This window comes from Sinorhizobium numidicum (assembly GCF_029892045.1).
GTDB lineage: Bacteria > Pseudomonadota > Alphaproteobacteria > Rhizobiales > Rhizobiaceae > Sinorhizobium > Sinorhizobium numidicum.
Window position 1 is genome coordinate 720034 of record NZ_CP120367.1, and the last position, 21288, is coordinate 741321.

Sequence of the window (21288 nt, forward strand, 5' to 3'; positions counted from 1 at the left end):
GTCAGCTTTCCAGTTTCGGAAGGATGCCGTCGGAGACGGCCGCGCCGAGCCGGCCGGTTGCCACGAGTTCGCCTGCCGCCTTGAGATCATCGGCCAGATAGCGGTCTTCTTCGATCGTGGGGGACACGGCACGCACGGCGGCCATTGCTTTCAGCAGCTCGGGGCTGGTGGCGAGGGGGGCTCGGAATTCGATGCCCTGAACGGCCGTCAAGGCCTCGATGCCGATGATCGAAAACAGGTTATCCGTCATCTGCAGGAGGCGCCGGGCCCCGTGGCAGGCCATCGACACATGGTCTTCCTGGTTGGCCGAGGTCGGCGTCGAGTCGACGGAGGCCGGGTGAGAGAGCTGCTTGTTTTCCGACATCAGCGCGGCCGAAGTGACTTCGGCGATCATCAGCCCCGAATTGAGGCCCGGCTTTTTGGCGAGGAAGGCGGGGAGGCCGTAGCTCAGCGTCGGATCTACAAGCAGCGCTACGCGGCGCTGTGAGATGGCGCCGATCTCGCAAACTGCGAGCGCGATTTGATCGGCGGCGAAGGCGACCGGCTCGGCGTGGAAATTTCCGCCTGAGACGACGGCATTGTCGGAAAGCACCAACGGGTTATCGGTGACGGCGTTTGCTTCGATGGTCAAGGTCGCCGCAACGGAGCGAAGGAGATCGAGGCAGGCCCCATCAACTTGCGGCTGGCAGCGAATGCAATAGGGATCCTGCACCCGCTCGTCGCCTTCGATATGGCTTGCGCGGATGGCCGATCCCTCAAGCAGGCTGCGAAGGGCAGCCGCCGTATCGATCTGCCCGCGATGACCGCGCAGCGTGTGGATGTCGGGATGGAAGGGGGCCGACGAACCCATGGCGGCGTCGGTCGAAAGCGCGCCGGTGATCAGCGCAGCCTGAGCCGCCCGATGGGCGCGGAAAAGACCGGCAAGGGCGAGAGCCGTTGAAACCTGAGTGCCGTTGATTAGGGCCAGCCCTTCCTTGGCGGCGAGCGTCACCGGCGAAAGCCCGGCTGCTTTCAGCGCCACGGCGGCAGTCATGCGCTCACCGGCAAAGAAGGCCTCGCCATGGCCCATCATTACGGCGGCCATATGGGCGAGCGGTGCGAGGTCGCCCGAGGCGCCGACCGACCCCTTCTCCGGAATCAGTGGGATGACCCCCTTTTCCAGCATCGCCTCGATCAGACGAACAAGCTCCAGGCGCACGCCGGAGGCGCCGCGGCCGAGCGAGATCAGCTTCAGGGCCAAGATCAGGCGCACGATCTGTTCCGGCAAGGGCTGGCCGACGCCGCAGCAGTGCGACAGGATCAGATTGCGCTGGAGGGTAGTGACGTCGGCGCTGTCGATCTTGATCGACGCCAGTTTGCCGAAGCCGGTATTGATACCGTAGACGGGTTCGTTTCCCGCGATGATCTCGGCGATCCGCGATGCGGCCTTGAGGATGCCCGCATCGAACAAGGCATCGAGCCGTGCGGGCTCACCGGTCCAGTAGATCGTCTCCAGATCCTTGAGCGGCACGGAACCGGGTTTCAGAACAATGGTCATCGGGGAATCCTTTCACCCTTGAAGATCCGCTCGTGCAAGGGATTGAAGCCGATGCGGTAGATCAATTCCGCCGGCGCATCGATGTTCCAAAGCGCAAGGTCCGCGAACTTCCCGGCTTCGATCGTGCCGGTTTCCTTGAGTATCCCGAGCGCGCCTGCCGCTTCGCGGGTAACGCCGGCTAAACATTCCTCCAGCGTCAGGCGGAACAATGTCGCAGACATGTTCATCGTCAGCAGTAGAGAGGTCAGAGGCGACGTACCGGGATTGCAATCGGTGGCGATGGCGATGCGTGTTCCGGCTGCACGTAACGCGCCGACTGGTGGGAGCTGCGTTTCCCGGAGCGTATAGAAGGCCCCCGGCAAGAGCACGGCGACGGTGCCGGCCTTCGCCATCACGGCGGCGCCCTCGGGATCGAGATATTCGAGGTGATCGGCCGAAAGCGCACCGTAGGAAGCGGCAAGTTTCGCACCCCCGAGATCCGAAAGCTGTTCAGCATGGAGTTTGACCGGCAGGCCGAGAGCCTTCGCTTTATTGAAAACGAGCGCGATCTCCGCCGGCGAAAAGGCAATGCCTTCGCAGAAACCGTCAACGGCGTCGACGAGGCCTTCAGCGTGTGCCTTTGTCAGGCCAGGAAGAACGACGTCGGCGATGTAGTCGGCATTTCGGCCCTTATATTCCGGCGGCGTGGCGTGGGCGGCGAGATAGCTGGTGACGATGCGGACCGGTCGCAGATTTTGCAATTGCCGTGCCGCTCGCAGCATCTTCAGTTCGGCTTCGATATTGAGGCCGTAGCCGGACTTGATCTCGACTGTGGAGACACTCTCCGACAATAAAGCGTCGAGCCTTGGAAGCGCCGCTTGCACGAGTTCGTCGACGGACAAGGCGTTGGTAGCCTTAACTGTAGATACAATACCCCCGCCGGCGCGGGCGATTTCCTCGTAACTCGCACCTTCGAGCCGCAACTGGAATTCGCGCGCGCGGTTGCCGCCGTGAACGATATGGGTATGGCAGTCGATCAGCGCCGGCGTCATCCAGCGGCTTTCGCAGTCGACCACCTGGTCGGCGCGCGTGAGATTCGCGGGCAGGTCGCTCTCGGCTCCGGCAAAGGCGATCCGGCCGTCGTGCACCGCGACTGCGCCTTTTTCGATGACGCCGAGCGGTCCAAAATCCTCGCGGAGCGTGGCTAGGCGCACATTGCGCCACAGGCTGGTCCTTGCCGGTTTCGTCTCGGACATTTTGCTTCCGCCCATCAGCTACCGCCTTTCTCCGCTCGATAATGTATATACATAATAGCAGGTGTGACAAGAAAAAAATGGAACATCCACGACAGCAGGTAATGCGGCTCCGGCGGCGGGCCAGAAAGCAGCACAAAAAAGCCCCGGACGTCCGGTCCGAGGCTTTGTGATGGTGGGCGCTGGCGACCTCTTCAGGCCGGATGATGGATGTCCGCGCAATGCCGTTCGACGAGCGCGATGAACCGGCGGCCGGCAATATCGAGCCGGCCGCTGTTGTCGATCACCGTCACATCGTTGCCGGCGATGACGTCGGGGGTCTGACGCGACAGGCGGCGCAAAATGTCCTCCTCGCTCTCGCGGCCGCGTTCGGCCAGGCGCTTTGCCAGCACCGGCGGGTCGGCTGTGATGACGGCGACGGCAACATCGCCGAACGCTGCGCGAATGGCGGGAAGGGCAGCACGGCTGCCATTGACGATCGCCGTCATGCCGCTTGCGATCTTTTCCGCGATCTCCCTCGGAATGCCATAGCTCAAGCCATGCGCCTGCCAGGAGACGGCAAAGGCGCCGTTCTGCCTCATGTCATCGAACTCCGCGGCCGAAACGCTTTCGTGCACTTCGCCGCCGGCATCCGACGGGCGCGTGATCACCCGCCGCACGAACAGGATGTCCGGACGTTGCGCGAAGTGGCGGGCGGCAAACCCCATGACGCTATCCTTGCCGGCCCCGCTCGGACCGACGACGACGATGAGCGTCCCGCCGCGCGCTTTTTCGACCGCCGTCATGCGACACGCCGTCCTTCGCGCCATACGGAGCGAACAACCGGAATGCCCTGGGGCCGATGGACGCGGGCGATATCAGCACGGAGCCCGACGGCGATCCGGCCGCGGTCATTAAGTCCGACCGTGCGCGCCGGCGTTGCCGATACCATCGCGATCGCCTGGGGCAGGGCGATCGCCTCGACTTCGTCGGCGAGCACGAACGGCGCATGGATCAGGCTGAAGGGGACATAGTCGGAGGAAAGCACGTCGAGCACGCCGTGCTCGGCCAGGTCGCGGGCGGCGATGTTGCCGGAATGCGACTTGCCGCGCACGACGTTCGGCGCGCCCATCAGAACGCTCAATCCTGCGCGGTGCGACGCTTCCGCCGCCTCGAAGCTCGTCGGGAACTCTGCGAGGCGGATGCCGTAGCCAATCGATTCCTCGACATGTTCGACCGTGGCGTCATCGTGGCTGGCGATCGTGATGCCGCGTTCGGCGCAGGCCCTTGCGAGGGCGGTGCGATGTGGCTCGGCATAGAGCGCCGACAGCGCCTGCTGACGCTCGATGAAAGCAGCAAAGGCTTCATCCGACATGCCGCGCTTCGTCTTGTAATAGAGGGTGTACTGATCCATTGTCTGAAACTGCCGCTGTCCCGGGGCATGGTCCATCAGCGAGACCAGACGAACCTGCGGGTCGTCTTGAAAATCTTCGTAGTGATCGAGCACATCAGCAGTCGAAACCTCGCAGCGCAGGTGGATGAGGTGATCGGCCCGTAGCCGGCCTTCTGCTTTTGCCTGCGTCAAGGCGTCCGCCATGCTGCGCATCTCGCCCTTCTGGAAGCCGCCATCCTCGTCTGAGCCAAGACGCAGGCAATCGAACACGGTGGTGATGCCGGAGGTGACGACCTGCGCGTCATGGGCCTGGATGGCCGCGATCTTCAGCCAGCGCACGCCCGGCCGCGGCGAATAATGTGCCTCCAGATGGTCGGTGTGGAGCTCGACCAACCCGGGCAGTAGGTAATCGCCTTCGAAATCCTCGCCCGTATGGCTCGCACCTTCCGAAATGTCGGCGATCCTGCCGTCGCGGATCAGGACCGAGCCGTCGATAATACGGTCTTCGAGAACGATGCGGGCGTTGGTCAGAACCTGTTCTTTGGTCATTTCATGCGATCTTTCGTTTGGACGCGCTGCCGAGCGGCAGCAGGGAATGAACGGTAAAGGGCGCGCCGCGATGCGGCTCGACGAAAAGCGCCACCGTCGAGACGGCAAGCGGCTTGCCGATGAACTCTTCGAACGCGGCGTGAAGCGACTCCCGCATTGTTGCGCGCATTTCGCTCGGTACCGGGCCGGTCAGCGTCAGATGAAACTGGAACTCTTCAAAAACGTAAGGATAACCCCATGCCGCAAGGTATTCTCGTTGACGTTGCGTGAGTTTCTCGGGATTGCGGCGCGCGATCTCGGTGCCGGATATCGGTGCGCGAAAGGGTTCGAAGCGGCGAACGGCTTGCTCCGCGAGCTGCCGAAGCGGGGCGCAGTCTTCTGTCGGAACGAGCGCGAAGAAAGCGCCGATCTGGTGAAGAGTGATCTGCGGAACTTCGAAAGCGTCGATCTCGGCCGCGAACTCGTCGAAGGCCGCAATCAGGTCGGCCTCGCTACGCCCGGCGGCAAGCTCGAACGGCGCTTTCAACGTGCCGTGGAAGCCGTATCGGCGGGGATCCGCCGTCAGCGTCATTTGAACGTCACTGTCTAGATTTGAGCTTGGCGGCCAGCTCAATGCACCGCCGCTGAAGGCGTCCCGTCCAAGCCAATGAGATGCAGTCAGCGACAGCCGGTCGTCGGCCGGCGGCGCGAAGTAGATCGCATAACGCACGGGTCTTCACTTTCTGTATAGACGGCCAACTGCAGTTGGCCGTCGGTTGTTCGCGGGACGAGATGCGCAGCTAGCCGATTTGCATGACAGCATCATGATGATATCGATGCGAAACGCAAATCGCTCAATGCGCGCTGCGGCCCATCAGACGTGATCGGCACACGTTGGAGATGCTGTCGAAAACGAAGACGACCATCAAGATCAAAAGCACCATATAGGCGACATTTTCCCAGTCCGAATTGGTGCGCATCGCTTCCCACAGCTTGAGGCCGATGCCGCCGGCGCCGACTGCGCCGATGATCGTTGCCGAGCGGGTATTCGATTCCCAGAAATAGAGCGCTTGGCTGGCGAAGACCGGCAGCACCTGCGGCAGGACGCCGAAGCGTTGCACGGCAAGCGGCGTCGCGCCGACGGACTTGACGCCCTCGCGCTGCTTGTCATCGATGTTTTCGAGCGCTTCGGAATAGAGTTTGCCGAGGGTGCCGGTGTCGGTGAAGAAGATGGCGGACATACCAGCGAGCGGCCCCGGCCCGAAGGCACGGGTGAAGAAGAGTGCCCAGATGAACATATCCACCGACCGAAGGAAGTCGAAGAAACGCTTGAAGAGCTGGTTGGCGAAGAGGTTCGGCGTGATGTTGCGTGCCGCGAGGAAACAGAGCGGGAAGGCAATGAGCGACGCAAAGAGCGTGCCGACGAAGGCCATCACCACCGTCTGCAACAGTTTGGTCCAGACGTCGAGGTGCTGCCATTCGGCATTGTAGAGGATGTTATTCCACGCGAGCGCCAGGTTCGAGCGCGCCGGATCGATCCGATCGCCCGAGAGGATCAGCGACGCCACTTCGCCATAGGATTTTCCGAAGAAGGGCGAGTTGGTGTCGAAGAGGAAGTTCGCCCAGCCGAAAAAGCGGTTGCGGATCGATACCTCGTCGCCTTCGACCTCCGCCCAGCCCGTAAGGCCGAAAGAGAGCGTGATCTTTTCACCCGGCCGTTTCTGCGTCGCCCACCGGGGCAGGGGGCCTTGCGGCGTTACGGTGTCGGCGCCGTCGACAGCCATTGTAAAGGTCTCGCCAGCGTGCGTGGCCTTCACCAATCGCTCTGCGACCTCGATGTTCGTGGAGCCGTCATAAGTAACGAGCGCGCGCGTGACGACTTCTTCGGTGCGAGTTTGCGCGGCGTTCTGTCGCCCTGCTCCTTGGTTCCCGCCGAGCGCGGCATTCGGCGCCATGAAGCTGAAGGAGGAGCTCGCCTTTGGCTTTGGCGCCTGTACCGCGGCCGCCGGCGTTTCGACGGTCCGCGTCACAGTTTCTTTTTCGAGGACGACCCAATCGGGATTCGGGTTGGCTCCGAGCGGCGAATTGCGCTGGTAGGAGACGACCATCGTCCCGTCAGGGGCGATCTCGATGTCCGGACGGATTTCGTAGGATATCCAATCGGCAAGATAGGTGCCAGCGATACCCCAATTGGCATTGGCGAGCACATGGCCAACCGAGAAGAACCACCAGCTGAAAACCATATAGGACACGAGGCTGGCGCCGATCAGCGCGGCTTTCAGCCGCTTGTTTGAAGACGACTGCAAAAGATGCGGATGACGGGCCGCGATGGCTTCCATTTCAGGAGCGCTGGGCTTGGTCGAGGCAATCATGGGGGCTCCTACTGCGCAAGCTGAAAAGCCTGATCGCCGACGAGGCGACGGCGAAGCCACGCGGAAAACTGATCGACGGCGAAGATGGTCGTGAACAGCAGGATGACGATTGCCAGCGTTTTCGCCTCATGGCCCTGGCCGATCGCCAAGCGCAAGAGCTCGCCGATGCCCCCGCCGCCGACCGCGCCGATAATGGTGGAGGCACGCACATTGATCTCGAGGCGCAGCAGGAAATAGCTGGTGAAGTTCGGGAGGACCTGCGGCACGATCCCGAACCAGACCCGTTCGATCCAGTTGCCGCCGACGGCGCGTAATCCCTCCTCCGGCTTCATGTCGGAATTCTCGACGACTTCGAAAAACAGCTTGCCGAGCGCGCCGATCGTATGGATCGACACGGCCGCGATTGCCGGAATAGGACCGAGCGAGAGAATTGCCAGAAAGAAACCGGCGATCACGACCTCCGGGAAGGCCCGCAGGATCTCCATGAGGCGGCGTACGACGCCCCGGACCCATGGGTTTGGCATCAAATTGCGCGCCGCGAGAAACGACAGGACGAAGCCGAAGAAGACGCCGATCACCGTCGAAAAGATGGCGATGTTCAAAGTCTCCAGCATCTTGTGGAAATATTCCGGAATGTAGAGGTTTTCGGTCAGATACAATCGGCCGTCCGGGTAATTGTATTTGAAGCTGCCGTCGTCATACGGAGAGGGCAGATCGAACATGGCGCGGATGATTTCCATCGCGTCACGCGGCATCAGATCTCCGACGAAATCGAAGAAATGCGGCAGGCGATCGAAGAACTTGCCGGCGTTCGAGTCATTTGCGAACCAGAGAGACGCAAAAACTGTCAGCACCAGGAGCGCAAGGCCAAGCGAGGTATAAAGGCGCCGCCGGGCGTTGAGTTCCTGCCAATGGCGCTCGACAAGTGCGCCGCTCTCGCTTAGATGCCGGGAAAGCGCGGACGTGGCCATGAATTTTCCGGCAGCGCCGGCCCTTAAAGGCGGGCGCCCGAGGCGCCCTGAACAGTCGGACGCCGGCCGCTAACCGCAGCCGGCGTTGCATCAACGGAACGATAATCAGCCGCCGATCGTTGCCTTGCGTGCGTCGATGATCGGCTTATAGAAGTCGCTGTTGACCTCGGTGTAGCCGGTGAACTCACCGCCCTGGATAGCGGAGAAGCAGGCGGTGTCCGTCTTCGGCAGGTCCATCATGAACTGCTTGAACTTCGCCTTCATGTCATCGTTCATCGAGGTGCGGATGACGATCGGCCCGTTCGGGATCAGCGGCGAACGCCAGAGCTCGACGAGGTCGTTCATGTCGAGGATGCCCTTGTCGACCATCTTGCGCAGGTTGCCGGAGGTATAACCGTCCTTGAACTCGCCAACGCCCGAACCGAAGGTCGTGCCGGCATCGAACGTGCCCTTCACGACTTCGAGGACGAGGTTCTCGTGGCCACCGCCGAAGCCGGTTTCGCCAAAGAATTCCTTGACCGGTGCGCCAATCGCTTCAGGCAGCGTGACGAGCGGGACCAGGTAGCCGGAGGTCGAATCCGGGTCGGCGAAGCCGAGCTTCTTGCCCTTCAGGTCTTCGAGCTTGGCGATGCCCGAATCCTTGCGCGCGACCATGATCGAGTGGTAGCCGGTCGCACCGTCGGTCTGAACCGTCGTCAGGATCGGCTCGACGGCGTCCGCCTTGGCAAGATAGATCTTGGCATAGCCGGAAGCGCCGAGCTCGGCATAATCCAGCGTGCCGCCGAGCAGGCCCTGGATGACGCCGTCGTAGTCGGAAGCCGGGAACAGGGAGACTTTTTCGACGCCGATCGCGGCCGGAAGCTTGTCGACGAGGCACTGGTAGTTACGCAGGCGGTCGGCTTCGTTCTCGCCGCCAATGATGCCGATGCGGAACTCCTTGAGATCTTCGGCCTGAGCCTGGCCGACGAGGCCGATGAGCGCGACGGCGCCCAGAAGAGCTTTCTTCAACATGAGGTTCTTCTCCCGTTTTTCCGGCCGCGCCGGATCCAGTTTCGGTTCAAGGGATGCCCTTTACGCGGACATTCGATCGCGGCGGGCCTCAAAGGCCGGCCAGTGCCAGCGGCTTGAAGCCGGCCGATGCGGTCTCTTCCCGGGCCGCGGCCGCGGGAATGTTGATGCTTGTCGAGGTCATCGATTCCTCGATGGCCGTGTCCGCACCGTAAATCTCTGCGACGGCTGCGGCGGTCAGATCCTTTGGCTGGCCATCAAAAACAACGCGCCCGTGGGCCATGCCGATGATCCGCTCGCAATAGTTACGGGCCGTGTCGAGCGTGTGCAGATTGGTGATGACGGTGATGCCGTCACGCTCGTTGATGTCGCGCAGAGCGTCCATGACGATCTTGGCGTTGAGCGGATCGAGCGATGCGATCGGCTCGTCGGCGAGCAGCACCTTCGGTTGCTGCATCAATGCGCGGGCAATCGCAACACGCTGCTGCTGACCGCCGGATAGCGTGCCGGCCGGCTGCAGTGCCGTCTGCTCGATGCCGAGCCGCTCGAGCGCGCCGATCGCCATGATCCGCTCCTCGCGGCTGAACATGTTGAGAATGCTCAGCGCCGTTGAGCGGTGATTGAGCCGACCGAGCAGGACGTTGGTCAGAACGTCGAGGCGGGGCACGAGATTGAACTGCTGGAAGATCATCGCGCAATCGCGCTGCCAGTTGCGCAGAGCTGCGCCTTTGAGCGAGGAGACCTCGACACCGCCAAATTCGATCGAGCCGGAGGAGAGATCGACCAGGCGGTTGATCATGCGCAGCAGGGTCGATTTGCCGGCGCCGGAGCGGCCGATGACGCCGACCATCTGTCCCTGCGGTATGTCGAAGCTAACCGAGCTGACGGCTGTCTTCTTGCCGAACCGGCGGGTTACGTTCTTCAACTGAAACATCGGCAGCAGTTCCTCTTTCGGGGAGACCGGTCATCGGTATGACACGTGCCATATCCGCGCTTCATGAACGCGGAATGTCAGTTTCTTGTACGTTCTGTTACAGTTCACAGACGCTCAGGCGCTATTGCCCCGAAGCGCCTACCGTGGCGGGATAACCGCCGTTTTCTGCTACTTCTGGAAGCGGCGAGGGTCGAAAAGCGCGGAGCTTACCCCTTCAACATCTTCGGGCATCGATGTGTCTGTAAGCAGACTTGCCGCGAAGGCTCCGAGTGCCGGCGAGGTGAGGATGCCATAGCCACCCTGACCGGCGAGCCAGAAGAAGTCCGGGTGGTCGGCTGCGAAGCCGATCACCGGCAGCTTGTCGGCGGAAGAGCTGCGCAGGCCCGCCCAGCTTTTGACGATCCGCCGCACCGTCACCGTCGTCGCCTCCTCGACGTAGTGCGCGGCCCACGCGACGTCGATTTCCTCCGGTTGGACATCAGAGGGTTCGCAGGGTGTCGCATCGGCGGGAGACGCAAGCAAACGGCCGCCCTCCGGCTTCATGTAGAAGTCCTCGTCGATCTCGTTGATCTCCGGCAAAGCTGCCGCGTCCACGCCATCCGGCAGATCGACCGTGATGGCGGTGCGGCGATGCGGGACGATGCCAACCGGCCCCGCACCGAAAAGTGCGGCAACGGGATCGGCCCATGCGCCAGCGGCGTTGACGACGACCTTCGCCCTGATCTCGCCCCCAGATGTCTTCAATATCCAGGCCGTTCCGTCGTGTCGGGCAGCAAGGATTTCGTGATCCTCAAGAATCTCGCTTCCGTTGCGGCGGGCGCCCTTGACGTAGCCCTGGAGCAGGTTCTCCACCTCTATGTCCCAGAAGTTCGGATCGTAAAAGGCGGCTGCGACGTAATCCGGCCTGAGAATCGGAACACGGGTCAGCGCCTGCTCCGGCGACAACCTTTCGATCTCCGGCGTGACGAGGCGTTCTTCGGCCAGGACAGCTTCGAAACGCTCGATCTTTTCCGCGTTGGCGATCATGACGCCGCCGCGTTGCTTCAGGAGCGGCACGTCGCTGAAGCCTTGAGGCGGTTGATCAAAAAAGACTTTCGATATGGCGGCGAGCGTGCAGACCTCGGGAGCATTGTATCTCAGCACGAATTCGGCGGCCGAACGACCGGTGCTGTGGTAGCCGAGCGCATCTTCCCGTTCGAGGACGGCAATGGAGCGGTGCGGACTGAGAAAATAGGCAAGCGACAAGCCGGCAATCCCGCCGCCGATTACCGCTATATCGTAAGCCCGCATGGTTCCTGCTCCCGTTCAAAGCAACGGCGCGGACCATAGGCAACGCAAAGGCGGCGTTCAAATTTATAGCGGGAAAGGCTGTTATCAATCCCGATGATGCCTCAGACAATGGTCCAGAGGCTCGGTATCGCCCACATGCGCGAGAAACGCGGCTTCCGCCGGATTGAGGATCGAATTCGGATTGGAGATGCGGAAGACGTCCGTCGTCGGAAGATCGTGATAGGGCGGCAATTGCCACAGCTTCCCAGCCTCGACGGCGGGATTCGCGAGATGGTCGGGCAGCATGCCGATTCCGACATTGGCCGAGATCAGCCGCATGACTTCTTCGACGTTACAGGAGACGCCCCTGACCTGCTGACCGAAGGAGCCGATCGCGCGGACGGCGGTGACGGAATTCATGTGCTGTCCGCCCAAATCGTCAGCAATGAAGGCGATATAGGCGTTGCCGCGCAGGTCGTCGAAATCGACGCCCTCGACGCCAAAAAGCGGATGGCCTCGACCGCAATAGAGCGCATAGCGCTCGCGTATGTGGAAACTCTTGTTCAAGCCATCCGGTATAATGCCGTCGCAAAGCCCCATGGTCGCGATGTTGCGCTCGACGCCACTCAGCACGTCGACCGTCGTTGCGACCGTGACGGAGATCGTCACCTTCGGATGCATGCGAAAGAAGCTCTCAAGCTTCCTGTCCCAGGAAGGGTTATGAGCGTGGCTTACCGTGTAAATGTTCAGGTGACCGGTGACATCTTCCCCCGCCGTCTCAAGCACATTCGGCAGGCGGATGACTGCCGCGAAGATATCCCGGCACTGCCCGTGCAGTTTTTCGCCGGCTTCGGTCAGATCGAACCGGCCCGGCCGGCGGTCGATGAGCTTCTGCCCGACGGTCTGCTCCAGACGCTTCAGCGCCATGCTGACGGCCGGCTGCTGTAACAGCAGGCGGTTGGCGGCCGCCGTTATGCTCCCTTCTTCGACCACGACGACGAAGGTGCGCAGCAGGTTCCAGTCCAGATTGTGGGCGAAGCGTTCGAGGCGATTGTTGGTCATGACGGCAGATGTACCGGGGCTATATATCGTCTTTGAATAATCAGCAGAACCACTGCGGGCGCAAGGTCCATTCCCCGGGCGCATGAGGCAGTGCCTCAATTTCGTTTGAAACCGCTGCCCCGGCTTGCCATAACGCCAAGTGGACTAGAGCGGGATGAGGAAAAGTGCACGCGGTTTTCCGCTCGCATCCCGCTCTACCTTATTAAAGTCGATCACGTTCATGATTTTGGGTTGGTTCGACCCAGGATCATCGTGATCTGGTGCGACGGGAGGGATAAATGGCCGCCAAGACCCAATTCCAATGGGACGATCCGTTCCTGCTCGAGGATCAGTTGAGCGAAGACGAGCGGATGATCCGCGACACGGCGCGCGCCTACGCCCAGGAAAAGCTGCAGCCGCGCGTGATCGAGGCTTACCGCGAGGAGAAGACCGATCCGAAGATATTTCGCGAGATGGGCGACCTTGGCCTCCTTGGGGTGACCGTGCCGGAGAGTTATGGCGGCGTCGGAGCCTCCTATGTCGCCTACGGCCTCGTTGCCCGGGAGATCGAACGCGTTGACTCCGGTTATCGCTCGATGATGAGTGTGCAATCCTCGCTCGTCATCTATCCGATCCTTGCCTATGGCTCCGAGCAGCAGAAACGGAAGTACCTCCCAAAGCTTATCAGCGGGGAATGGATCGGTTGCTTCGGCCTAACCGAGCCCGATGCCGGTTCGGATCCGGGCGGCATGAAGACCCGCGCAGTCAAGACGAACGGCGGCTATCGCCTGATCGGCTCTAAGATGTGGATTTCCAACGCGCCGCTCGCCGATGTCTTCATCGTCTGGGCGAAGTCGGAGGAGCACGGCAATGCCATTCGCGGCTTCGTGCTGGAAAAGGGCCTGAAAGGGCTTTCGGCACCGAAGATCGCTGGCAAGCTATCGCTCCGAGCATCCATCACAGGAGAAATCGTGCTCGACAATGTCGAACTCGGCGATGAGGCACTGCTGCCCGACGTCGAGGGCCTCAAAGGACCCTTCGGCTGCCTCAACCGTGCCCGCTACGGCATTTCCTGGGGCGCGCTTGGTGCTGCCGAGTTCTGCTGGCACGCGGCACGTCAGTACGGCCTCGACCGCAAGCAGTTCAACCGCCCACTCGCGCAGACGCAACTGTTCCAGAAGAAGCTTGCCGATATGCAGACCGAGATTGCGCTCGGGCTGCAAGGGTCGCTCCGTGTCGGCCGGCTGATGGACGAGGGCCGGGTGGCTCCGGAAATGATCTCGATCGTCAAGCGCAACAATTGCGGCAAGGCGCTCGATATCGCCCGGATGGCTCGCGACATGCACGGCGGCAACGGTATTTCGGAGGAATATCAGGTCATGCGTCACATGCTGAACCTTGAAACGGTGAATACCTATGAGGGCACCCATGACGTTCATGCCCTGATTCTCGGCCGCGCCCAGACCGGGCTGCAGGCCTTCTTCTGAGCGGCGGGACGATGGAAGCGCCGCTCAAGGGTATTCGCGTTCTCGAACTCGCTCGCATTCTGGCGGGCCCGTGGATCGGCCAGACGCTCGCCGATCTCGGTGCCGACGTGATCAAGGTCGAGAGCCCGGCTGGCGACGACACCCGGACGTGGGGGCCTCCCTTCGTCGAGGGTGAGGCTGGCGAGAGGCTCGACGCCGCTTATTTTCACGCCTGCAACCGCGGCAAGCGCTCGGTCGTTCTGGATTTCACGACCGAGGAAGGGCAGGGGGCCGTCCGGCGGCTCGCGGCGAAATCCGACGTTCTCCTGGAAAATTTCAAGGTCGGCGGTCTTGCCAAATACGGGCTCGACTATGAAAACCTGAGAAAGATCAATCCGCGGCTGATCTATTGCAGTGTGACCGGTTTCGGCCAGGACGGGCCCTATGCGCACCGCGCGGGCTATGATTATATTGTCCAGGGCATGAGTGGCATCATGGACCTGACCGGAGAGCCAGACCGCGAGCCGCAGAAGATCGGCGTCGCCTTCGCCGACATCTTCACCGGGCTCTACGGCGTCATCGCAGTGCAGGCAGCACTGGCGCAGCGGGAACGCACAGGCGAGGGGCAGCAGATCGACATGGCGCTGCTCGATTGCATGACGGGCGTGCTCGCTAACCAGGCGCTGAACTTTCTCGTCTCCGGCAAGTCGCCGCGCCGTCTCGGCAACACGCATCCGAACATCGCACCCTACCAGGTGTTTCCAACGGCGGACGGCCACCTGATCGTCGCAGTTGGCAATGATCGGCAATTCGTCAAATTCTGCGACATGCTTGCGCGTCCCGATCTGGCGGCCGACGAGCGCTACCTGACCAATGCCGGCAGGGTTCAGCATCGTGACAGCCTGACACCGGAACTGGCCGCGGAAACGGTGAAGTTCACGCGGGACGAGCTTCTGGCGAAGCTCGAAGCGGCTGGCGTGCCGGGCGGTCCGATCAACACGGTCGCCGATGTCTTCGCCGATCCGCAGGTCGTTCACCGGCAGATGCGCGTCGACACGCCACATACTGGCGCAGCGACCGGGACCTCGCCGGGTGTCAGGACACCACTCCGCTTCTCAGGTGCCTCGCTGGCGCTCGACCGCGGGGTGCCGCGCCTCGGGGAACACACGGCCGAGGTGCTCGAAGAGATTGGAATGGCGGCCCCGGGGCAAGGAAAAGAGTGAGGCGGATTTCGTCACCCCTGACCCGCGTCCCCGCCCGCAGCGAGAGGGGACCTGGGCTGCGGCCGGCTCCTCTTCCGTGATCCAGCGAGATTCCGCGTGGTTGCGGCAAGTCCCTTCTCCCCGCAGCAGGGAGAAGGTGCAGGCAGGCGTAGGGGCGGATAACCCGATATTCCGCGAATTCTCTAGGCCCTCAAAGCCCGGTTGAAGACGCGTGACAACCGTTCCGCAAAGGCGCGTGGATCTTCGGGCTTGTCGCCGTCGAGAACGCGTGCCTGGTCGAGCAGCAGCTTTACCGCGTCTTCGCGGAACGCCTTGTCCTCTGTCGGGCAGCTGGCGATGGCGGTGATCAATGCGTGGCCGGGGTTGATCTCCAGGATCGGCTTTGCCGCGTCTTCGAGGCGCCCGGCTCCCTGCAGCATTTTCTCAAGCTGGCGGTCCGGCCCATGCTCCGGTGCAACGAGGCAGACCGCGCTTTCCGTCAGGCGCTCCGAGGTGCGGACGTCCGATACCGCTTCGCCGAGCGTCGCCTTGGCGAAGGTCACGAACTCGGCCACCGAAGGGCTCGCCTCGGCGCCTGCGGCCGCGTCCTGCTTGGCAATGCCGGCAAGGTCGGCTGCGCCCTGCGTGATCGACTTGAACGGCTTGCCTTCGAACTCCGGCGCCGAAGTCACCCAGAAGCTGTCGACCGGATCCGTCAGGAGCAGCACCTCGATGCCACGGGCGCGGAAACCCTCGAGCTGAGGCGATGCCTCCAACTGGGCGAGGTTGTCGCCCGTGAGGTAGTAGATTGCCGTCTGGCCTTCCTTCATGTCTTTCATGTAATCGCTCAAGGCGCGCTTCTTCTCATCCGAAGCAGTGGTGCGAAAGCGTGAAAGCGCAAGGAGCTGGGTTCGCCGTTCGAAATCCTCGTAGATGCCTTCCTTGAGCACGCTGCCGAAGTTTTCCCAGACCTTGATGAAGGCTTCCGGGTCGCCTTCGGCCAACTTCTCGATGCTTGTCAGAATGCGGTTCGTCAGCCCCTTGCGGATGTTCGCCAGCAGCGGGCTTTCCTGGATCATCTCGCGCGAGACGTTGAGCGGCAGATCCGCGGTATCGACAAGGCCGCGCACGAAGCGCAGGTAGCGCGGCAACAGCTCCGCCTCGTCGGTGATGAAGACGCGCTTCACGTAGAGCTTCATCCGTCCCTTGCGGTCGGGATCGAAAAGATCGAAAGGCTTGGAGCCCGGCACGAAGGCGAGTGCCGTATATTCGTGGCGCCCTTCGGCCCGGAAGTGAACGGTCAGCGCCGGCTCGTCATATTGACCGGCGACGCCGCGGTAGAAGTCCGCATAGTCTTCCTTGCTGATCTCGCTTTTCTGCTTAGTCCAGAGCGCCGTGCCATCGGCGATCTGGCTCGCCTCGGCGCCTGGCTTCTCGATGATAGAGATCGGCACGGGCACGTGACCGGACTGTTCCTTGACGATCCGCTCGATCGTCCAGCGCGACGTGTAGATGTTGGCGTCGTCCTTCAGATGAAGGGTGATGCGCGTGCCGCGTGGTGGCGCATCGGCAGGTTCGACGGCGGAAACCGTGTAGCTGCCCTTGCCGTCCGATGCCCAGTGCCAGGCCTTGTCGGAGCCGGCGCGACGAGAAACGACGTCGACGTTGTCGGCAACCATGAAAACCGAATAGAAGCCGACTCCGAACTGGCCGATAAGCTGTGCGCCTTCCTTGCCCTGCGCCGCCTCAATTCGCTCCATGAAGGCCCGCGTGCCGGAGCGTGCGATAGTGCCAAGAGACTCGACCAGCTCGTCTCGGCTCATGCCGATACCGTTGTCCTCGACGATGAGGCGCCGCTTCTCCTCGTCCAGCGTTAGGACGATGCGTGGCGCGGCATCGCTGCCGAGCAGTTCGGGCGCAACGATCGCCTCGTAGCGCAGTTTTTCGCAGGCGTCGGCCGCATTCGAAATCAGTTCGCGGAGAAAGACGTTCTTGTCGGAGTAGACCGAATGCACCATCAGGTGCAGCAGTTTTGCCACGTCCGCTTCGAAGACATGTTTCTCTACGGGCATTTCGACTTCACTCATCGCGGTGCAAACCTCCTGGATCACATGAACTTGGACCGCGCCGATCCAAGTTCAACATCATAAACTCTACCAAGCTGACAGACTGGAGCGTGACCGCCGGAAGGCCACATCCTGCTCCGGTTTTCGCCCCAATTGGCAAGCCGCGCGCCGAATTTCAAGTGCCCGTCAGCAGTCTGGCATCAGGGCTGAAAAACGCCGGTGCCCATATGACGATCCTCACGGAATGGCGGCAGGGTGGATGAGCGCGATCAGATGTTGCCCATGCAGAGATATTTCATCTCCAGATAGTCCTCGAGACCATGGCGGGAGCCTTCGCGGCCGATGCCGGACTGTTTGATGCCGCCGAAGGGAGCGGCCTCGGACGACATGCGGCCGGTATTGATGCCGACCATGCCGTATTCCAGCGCCTCGGCCACATGCCAAACACGCTTCAAGTTCTCGGCGTAGAAATAGGCGGCAAGACCGTAGATCGTATCGTTCGCCTCGGCCACCACCTGCTCTGTGCTTTCGAAGCGGATGATCGGTGCGATCGGCCCGAAGGTCTCTTCCTGAGCGACCCGCATGTCGTGCGAAATGCCAGTCAGGACGGTCGGTTCGAAAAAGGTGCCGTTCGTCCCGATCCGCTTGCCGCCGCGGCGAAGTTCCGCGCCTTTTGAGAGCGCGTCGGCCACATGCGCCTCGATCTTGTCGATCGCGTGCACATCAATTATCGGGCCAATCGTGACTCCGGGGGAAAAGCCGTCGCCGACCGTGAGTTCACCCACCCGCGCGACGAATTTCTCGGCGAAGGCGTCGTGCACCGCAGATTGAACATAGATGCGGTTCGCTGAAACGCAGGTCTGGCCGGCATTGCGAAACTTGGCCTGAACTGCGCCCTCGACTGCTTCATCAATATCGGCATCGTCAAAGACGATGAAGGGCGCGTTGCCGCCAAGTTCGAGGCTGACCTTCTTGATCTGATCGGAACATTGCCGCATGAGCAGCCGTCCGACCTCGGTCGAGCCGGTGAAACTGATCTTGCGGACCTTGGGATTGCTGCAGAGTTCGCGGCCGATCGGGGCGCCTTCGGCCGCATAGAGGAGATTGAGAACACCTCTTGGAAAGCCTGCCTTTTCAGCGAGCACGAACATCGCGCCGGCCACGAGCGGCGTCTGCTCCGCCGGCTTGAGGACGACCGCGCAGCCGGCGGCAAGCGCCGGTGAAATCTTGCGAGCAACCATCGATGCCGGGAAGTTCCAGGGCGTGATGGTGCCGACGACGCCGACGGGTTGCTTGATGACGAGCATGCGGCGGTCATTGGCGGGCGCCGGGAAAGTCTCGCCGTAGACGCGCTTGGCTTCCTCCGCGTACCACTCAATATAGGACGCAGCGTGAAGCACTTCGCCCTTGGCCTCACCCAAAGGCTTACCCATTTCGGCCGTCAGAATCGCGGCGAGATCATCGACTTGCTCTACGATCAGGTCGTGCCAGCGGCGAAGGATCGCGCTACGGTTCTTCGCCGGCTTTGCCGCCCAGAGGCTCTGAGCCGCGGCGGCAGCCTCGATCGCAGCGTGTGCGTCATCGATCCCCATGTCGGGAAGCGTCGCAAGCAATTCGCCGGTCGAAGGATTGACGACGTCGAAGGTCGCGCCGGTCCACCTCTCAGAGGGATGCGTCACATGATCGAGCGCTGCGAACAGGTTCGCTGCGCGAAGGTGTTTGGTGAGTGCGGATGTCAAGGCCATGGCGTCCTCCGGCGAGGCCGGCGGCGCAAGCCTCGCTTTGTTTTTTCTTGCGGGCGCGTCGGTTCGGCGCCCCGAGCCGAAACAGCTGACCGGATGACCGCGATAGCGGTCGTCCGGCTCAACGTCAACCGCGCGCTTCGAGGATCGAGGCTTCCAAAATATCGAGCGCCTCCGCGAAGACATCGTCCTGGACCGTGATGGGTGCCAGGAAGCGGATCACGTTGCCGTGTACGCCGCAAGTCAAGAGGATGAGCCCCTTTTCGAGAGCAATGAGGCGGACCTTGTTGGCGAAATCGGCGCTCGGAAGATTGGTCGTCACGTCATTGAATTCGACCGCATTCATGAAGCCGGGTCCACGGATGTCGATAATCTCAGGGGCCTTTTCGCGAATAGCGGCGAGGCGCTGCTTCAGGCGATTTCCGAGCTGGTCCGCTCGTTCGCAGAGCTTCTCCTCGGCGATCACGTCGAGAACGGCATGAGCGGCTGCAATGCCGAGCGGGTTGCCGCCATAGGTGCCGCCAAGGCCGCCCGGCGCGGGCGCGTCCATGATCTCGGCGCGGCCGGTGACTGCGGCGAGCGGGAAGCCGCCGGCGAGGCTCTTCGCCATGGTCATCAGGTCCGGGGCCACGTCGTGATGCTCCATTGCGAACAATTTTCCGGTGCGGGCGAAGCCGGTCTGGACCTCGTCTGCAATCAGCAGAAAGCTGTGCTGGTCGCAGATTTCCCGAAGCGCCTTCATGAAGGCCGTTGGTGCAGGATAGAAGCCACCTTCGCCCTGGACCGGCTCGATAATGATCGCCGCGACACGGCCCGGATCGACGTCGGCTGCGAAAAGCTTCTTCAATGCCGCCAACGACTGTTCGACGCTGACGCCGTGAAGTTCGATCGGGAAGGGGGCGTGGAAGACATCGGCCGGCATTGCACCGAAGCCGATCTTGTAGGGCACGACCTTGCCGGTCAGCGCCATGCCCATGAAGGTGCGGCCATGAAAGCCACCGCCGAAGGCGATGATCGCCTGGCGTCCAGTCGCTGCGCGGGCGATCTTGACGGCGTTCTCGACGGCCTCGGCGCCGGTCGTGACAAAGATCGTCTTCTTGGCGAATTTACCAGGGGCCAAGGTATTCAGCCGTTCCGCCAGATGCACGTAACTCTCATAGGGCACCACCTGGTGGCAGGTATGGGTGAAGCGGTCGAGCTGCGCCTTGACGGCGGCAACGACCTTCGGGTGGCGATGTCCGGTGTTGACGACGGCGATCCCTGAGGCGAAATCGATATAGCGGTTGCCCTCCTTGTCCCAGATCTCGGCGTTTTCCGCGCGGTCGGCATAGATTTGCGTGGTCATTCCAACGCCGCGGGAAATGGCGGCATTCTTCCGATCGGTCAGGCTGGTCATCGTCGTTGTCCCGTTTACGAGGGTAGCAATATATTGCATTTTTTCTGCAATTTTTCTCCGGAAGTGGTACACCTTTTAACATGGATTTCAAATCAAATTTGGTGATCGAGACAACACCGCGACTGATGAGCGGTTCTTGTAATCCCATGATGCAGGCGGATAGATTTCCGGCAACAGTAACGGCTTGGAATCGCTTGGTGCCCGATGCCAGAACGAGGAAATGGAGCGATGAGCGGGTCCGGCAACGTGCGCTATAAAGTTGCCGAGGCGGCAAGGCTCGCTGGCGTATCGGCGTCGACCCTGCGGCTATGGGAAACGCAAGGGCTCGTGGTGCCGGAGCGTTCGGCCACGGGACACCGGCAATATACGGAAAAGGATCTCGCGCGGCTGAAGCGCATTTCCTGGTTTCGTGCCGAGCGCGGCCTGAACCCGGCCGCCATTCGCGAGGCGTTGGAGGCAGAGGGCGCCAATGACGAGACCGGTCCCGCGACCTCGGAAAGCAATGTCGATCTGCAGGTCGGGCGAAAATTGCGCAGCCTGAGGCATGCTACAGGCAAGACGCTGGAGCAGGTGGCAAGCGATGTCGGCATTGCCGCCTCCATGCTTTCGACTTTGGAGCGCACCTCTCAGGGGGTCTCGGTCGCAGTTCTCCACAATCTTGCCGAATATTTCGGAACGACGGTTTCGAGCCTTTCTGGCGAAGAAGAGCGCGACGTGCGGGCGCTCGTGCGAGCGGGGGAGTGGCGGAATTGGCCCCGCACGACGCCGGGCGTGACGGTCCAATTGCTCGCCGAAGGCAAGAATCAGATGGACTGCCATCGCTTCGTTCTGGCGCCCGGTGCATCGAGCGACGGGGCTTACCGGCACGACGGCGAGGAGTTCGTCTATGTCCTCGCCGGTCGCGTCGAGTTCATACTGGACTCCGATCAGTTCTACGATCTTCATCCAGGCGACTCGCTCTATTTCGAGAGCCGCCGCCGCCATGCCTGGTCAAATCGCCACGACGGTGAAACCGTTCTGCTGTGGATCAACACGCCGCCGACCTTTTAGTTGCTCGGCCCGCCACTTACGCGGACACCTAAAGTGTTTCCGTTGGTTTGCGGCGTTCCGGATGTATTGCCAAGATTTATGCAACTAACGACGCGCCACCGC

General features: G+C 61.8%; 17 protein-coding genes. 3 read left to right on the top strand and 14 right to left on the bottom strand.

The annotated features are described in order from the left end of the window. Position 1: 1 nt before the first annotated feature. The 11 genes from hutH to PYH37_RS03570 form a co-directional block, all read right to left on the bottom strand. Positions 2 to 1537, bottom strand: coding sequence for a histidine ammonia-lyase (hutH, locus tag PYH37_RS03520; RefSeq protein WP_280732046.1), 1536 nt, complete (start codon positions 1535 to 1537; stop codon positions 2 to 4). Next, positions 1534 to 2772 (bottom strand): imidazolonepropionase, encoded by a 1239-nt coding sequence (hutI, locus tag PYH37_RS03525; protein ID WP_425336075.1) that lies wholly within the window; start codon positions 2770 to 2772, stop codon positions 1534 to 1536. Before hutI ends, hutH begins: the two co-directional genes overlap by 4 nt. Before the next feature lie 191 nt (positions 2773 to 2963). After that, complete coding sequence (gene phnN, locus PYH37_RS03530) at positions 2964 to 3554, bottom strand: phosphonate metabolism protein/1,5-bisphosphokinase (PRPP-forming) PhnN (RefSeq protein ID WP_280732048.1); 591 nt, start codon at positions 3552 to 3554, stop codon at positions 2964 to 2966. Then, entirely contained in the window at positions 3551 to 4690 is a 1140-nt protein-coding gene (locus tag PYH37_RS03535; RefSeq protein ID WP_280732049.1) for an alpha-D-ribose 1-methylphosphonate 5-triphosphate diphosphatase, read from the bottom strand. The genes phnN and PYH37_RS03535 overlap by 4 nt, the downstream gene beginning before the upstream one ends. Before the next feature lies 1 nt (position 4691). After that, positions 4692 to 5399 (bottom strand): DUF1045 domain-containing protein, encoded by a 708-nt coding sequence (locus PYH37_RS03540; RefSeq protein ID WP_280732051.1) that lies wholly within the window; start codon positions 5397 to 5399, stop codon positions 4692 to 4694. A gap of 124 nt (positions 5400 to 5523) precedes the next feature. Further along, positions 5524 to 7041 (bottom strand): phosphonate ABC transporter, permease protein PhnE, encoded by a 1518-nt coding sequence (gene phnE / locus PYH37_RS03545; RefSeq protein WP_280732052.1) that lies wholly within the window; start codon positions 7039 to 7041, stop codon positions 5524 to 5526. Positions 7042 to 7049: 8 nt separating this feature from the next. Continuing rightward, on the bottom strand, positions 7050 to 8012 hold the full coding sequence (gene phnE, locus PYH37_RS03550) for a phosphonate ABC transporter, permease protein PhnE (RefSeq protein WP_280732053.1): 963 nt from the start codon (positions 8010 to 8012) through the stop codon (positions 7050 to 7052). Between the two features lie 105 nt (positions 8013 to 8117). After that, the gene (phnD, locus tag PYH37_RS03555) at positions 8118 to 9023 is read right to left on the bottom strand and encodes a phosphonate ABC transporter substrate-binding protein (RefSeq protein WP_280732054.1); all 906 of its coding nucleotides are present in this window, start codon (positions 9021 to 9023) and stop codon (positions 8118 to 8120) included. A gap of 88 nt (positions 9024 to 9111) precedes the next feature. Beyond that, a complete protein-coding gene (gene phnC, locus PYH37_RS03560) occupies positions 9112 to 9954 on the bottom strand; it encodes a phosphonate ABC transporter ATP-binding protein (protein WP_280732055.1) in 843 nt (280 codons plus the stop codon). 168 nt (positions 9955 to 10122) lie between these two features. Further along, positions 10123 to 11244 carry an NAD(P)/FAD-dependent oxidoreductase gene (locus tag PYH37_RS03565; RefSeq protein WP_280732056.1) on the bottom strand — a complete coding sequence of 374 codons (1122 nt, stop codon included), beginning with the start codon at positions 11242 to 11244 and terminating at the stop codon, positions 10123 to 10125. A gap of 84 nt (positions 11245 to 11328) precedes the next feature. Beyond that, complete coding sequence (locus PYH37_RS03570) at positions 11329 to 12285, bottom strand: LysR family transcriptional regulator (protein WP_280732057.1); 957 nt, start codon at positions 12283 to 12285, stop codon at positions 11329 to 11331. A gap of 278 nt (positions 12286 to 12563) precedes the next feature. Here PYH37_RS03570 and PYH37_RS03575 point away from each other — a divergent pair, with 278 nt between their 5' ends. Together PYH37_RS03575 and PYH37_RS03580 are read left to right on the top strand one after the other, a co-directional pair. Beyond that, positions 12564 to 13751 carry an acyl-CoA dehydrogenase gene (locus PYH37_RS03575; protein WP_280732058.1) on the top strand — a complete coding sequence of 396 codons (1188 nt, stop codon included), beginning with the start codon at positions 12564 to 12566 and terminating at the stop codon, positions 13749 to 13751. An 11-nt stretch (positions 13752 to 13762) separates the two neighbouring features. After that, positions 13763 to 14953, top strand: coding sequence for a CaiB/BaiF CoA transferase family protein (locus PYH37_RS03580; protein WP_280732059.1), 1191 nt, complete (start codon positions 13763 to 13765; stop codon positions 14951 to 14953). Between the two features lie 182 nt (positions 14954 to 15135). Here PYH37_RS03580 and htpG read toward each other — a convergent pair whose 3' ends face one another. From htpG to PYH37_RS03595, 3 genes are all read right to left on the bottom strand, one after another. Further along, complete coding sequence (htpG, locus tag PYH37_RS03585) at positions 15136 to 17019, bottom strand: molecular chaperone HtpG (RefSeq protein WP_280732060.1); 1884 nt, start codon at positions 17017 to 17019, stop codon at positions 15136 to 15138. 248 nt (positions 17020 to 17267) lie between these two features. After that, positions 17268 to 18743, bottom strand: coding sequence for an NAD-dependent succinate-semialdehyde dehydrogenase (locus PYH37_RS03590; RefSeq protein ID WP_280732061.1), 1476 nt, complete (start codon positions 18741 to 18743; stop codon positions 17268 to 17270). Between the two features lie 124 nt (positions 18744 to 18867). Then, the gene (locus PYH37_RS03595) at positions 18868 to 20136 is read right to left on the bottom strand and encodes a 4-aminobutyrate--2-oxoglutarate transaminase (RefSeq protein ID WP_280732062.1); all 1269 of its coding nucleotides are present in this window, start codon (positions 20134 to 20136) and stop codon (positions 18868 to 18870) included. A 228-nt stretch (positions 20137 to 20364) separates the two neighbouring features. Here PYH37_RS03595 and PYH37_RS03600 point away from each other — a divergent pair, with 228 nt between their 5' ends. Beyond that, entirely contained in the window at positions 20365 to 21186 is an 822-nt protein-coding gene (locus PYH37_RS03600; protein WP_280732063.1) for a MerR family transcriptional regulator, read from the top strand. Positions 21187 to 21288: the final 102 nt, after the last annotated feature.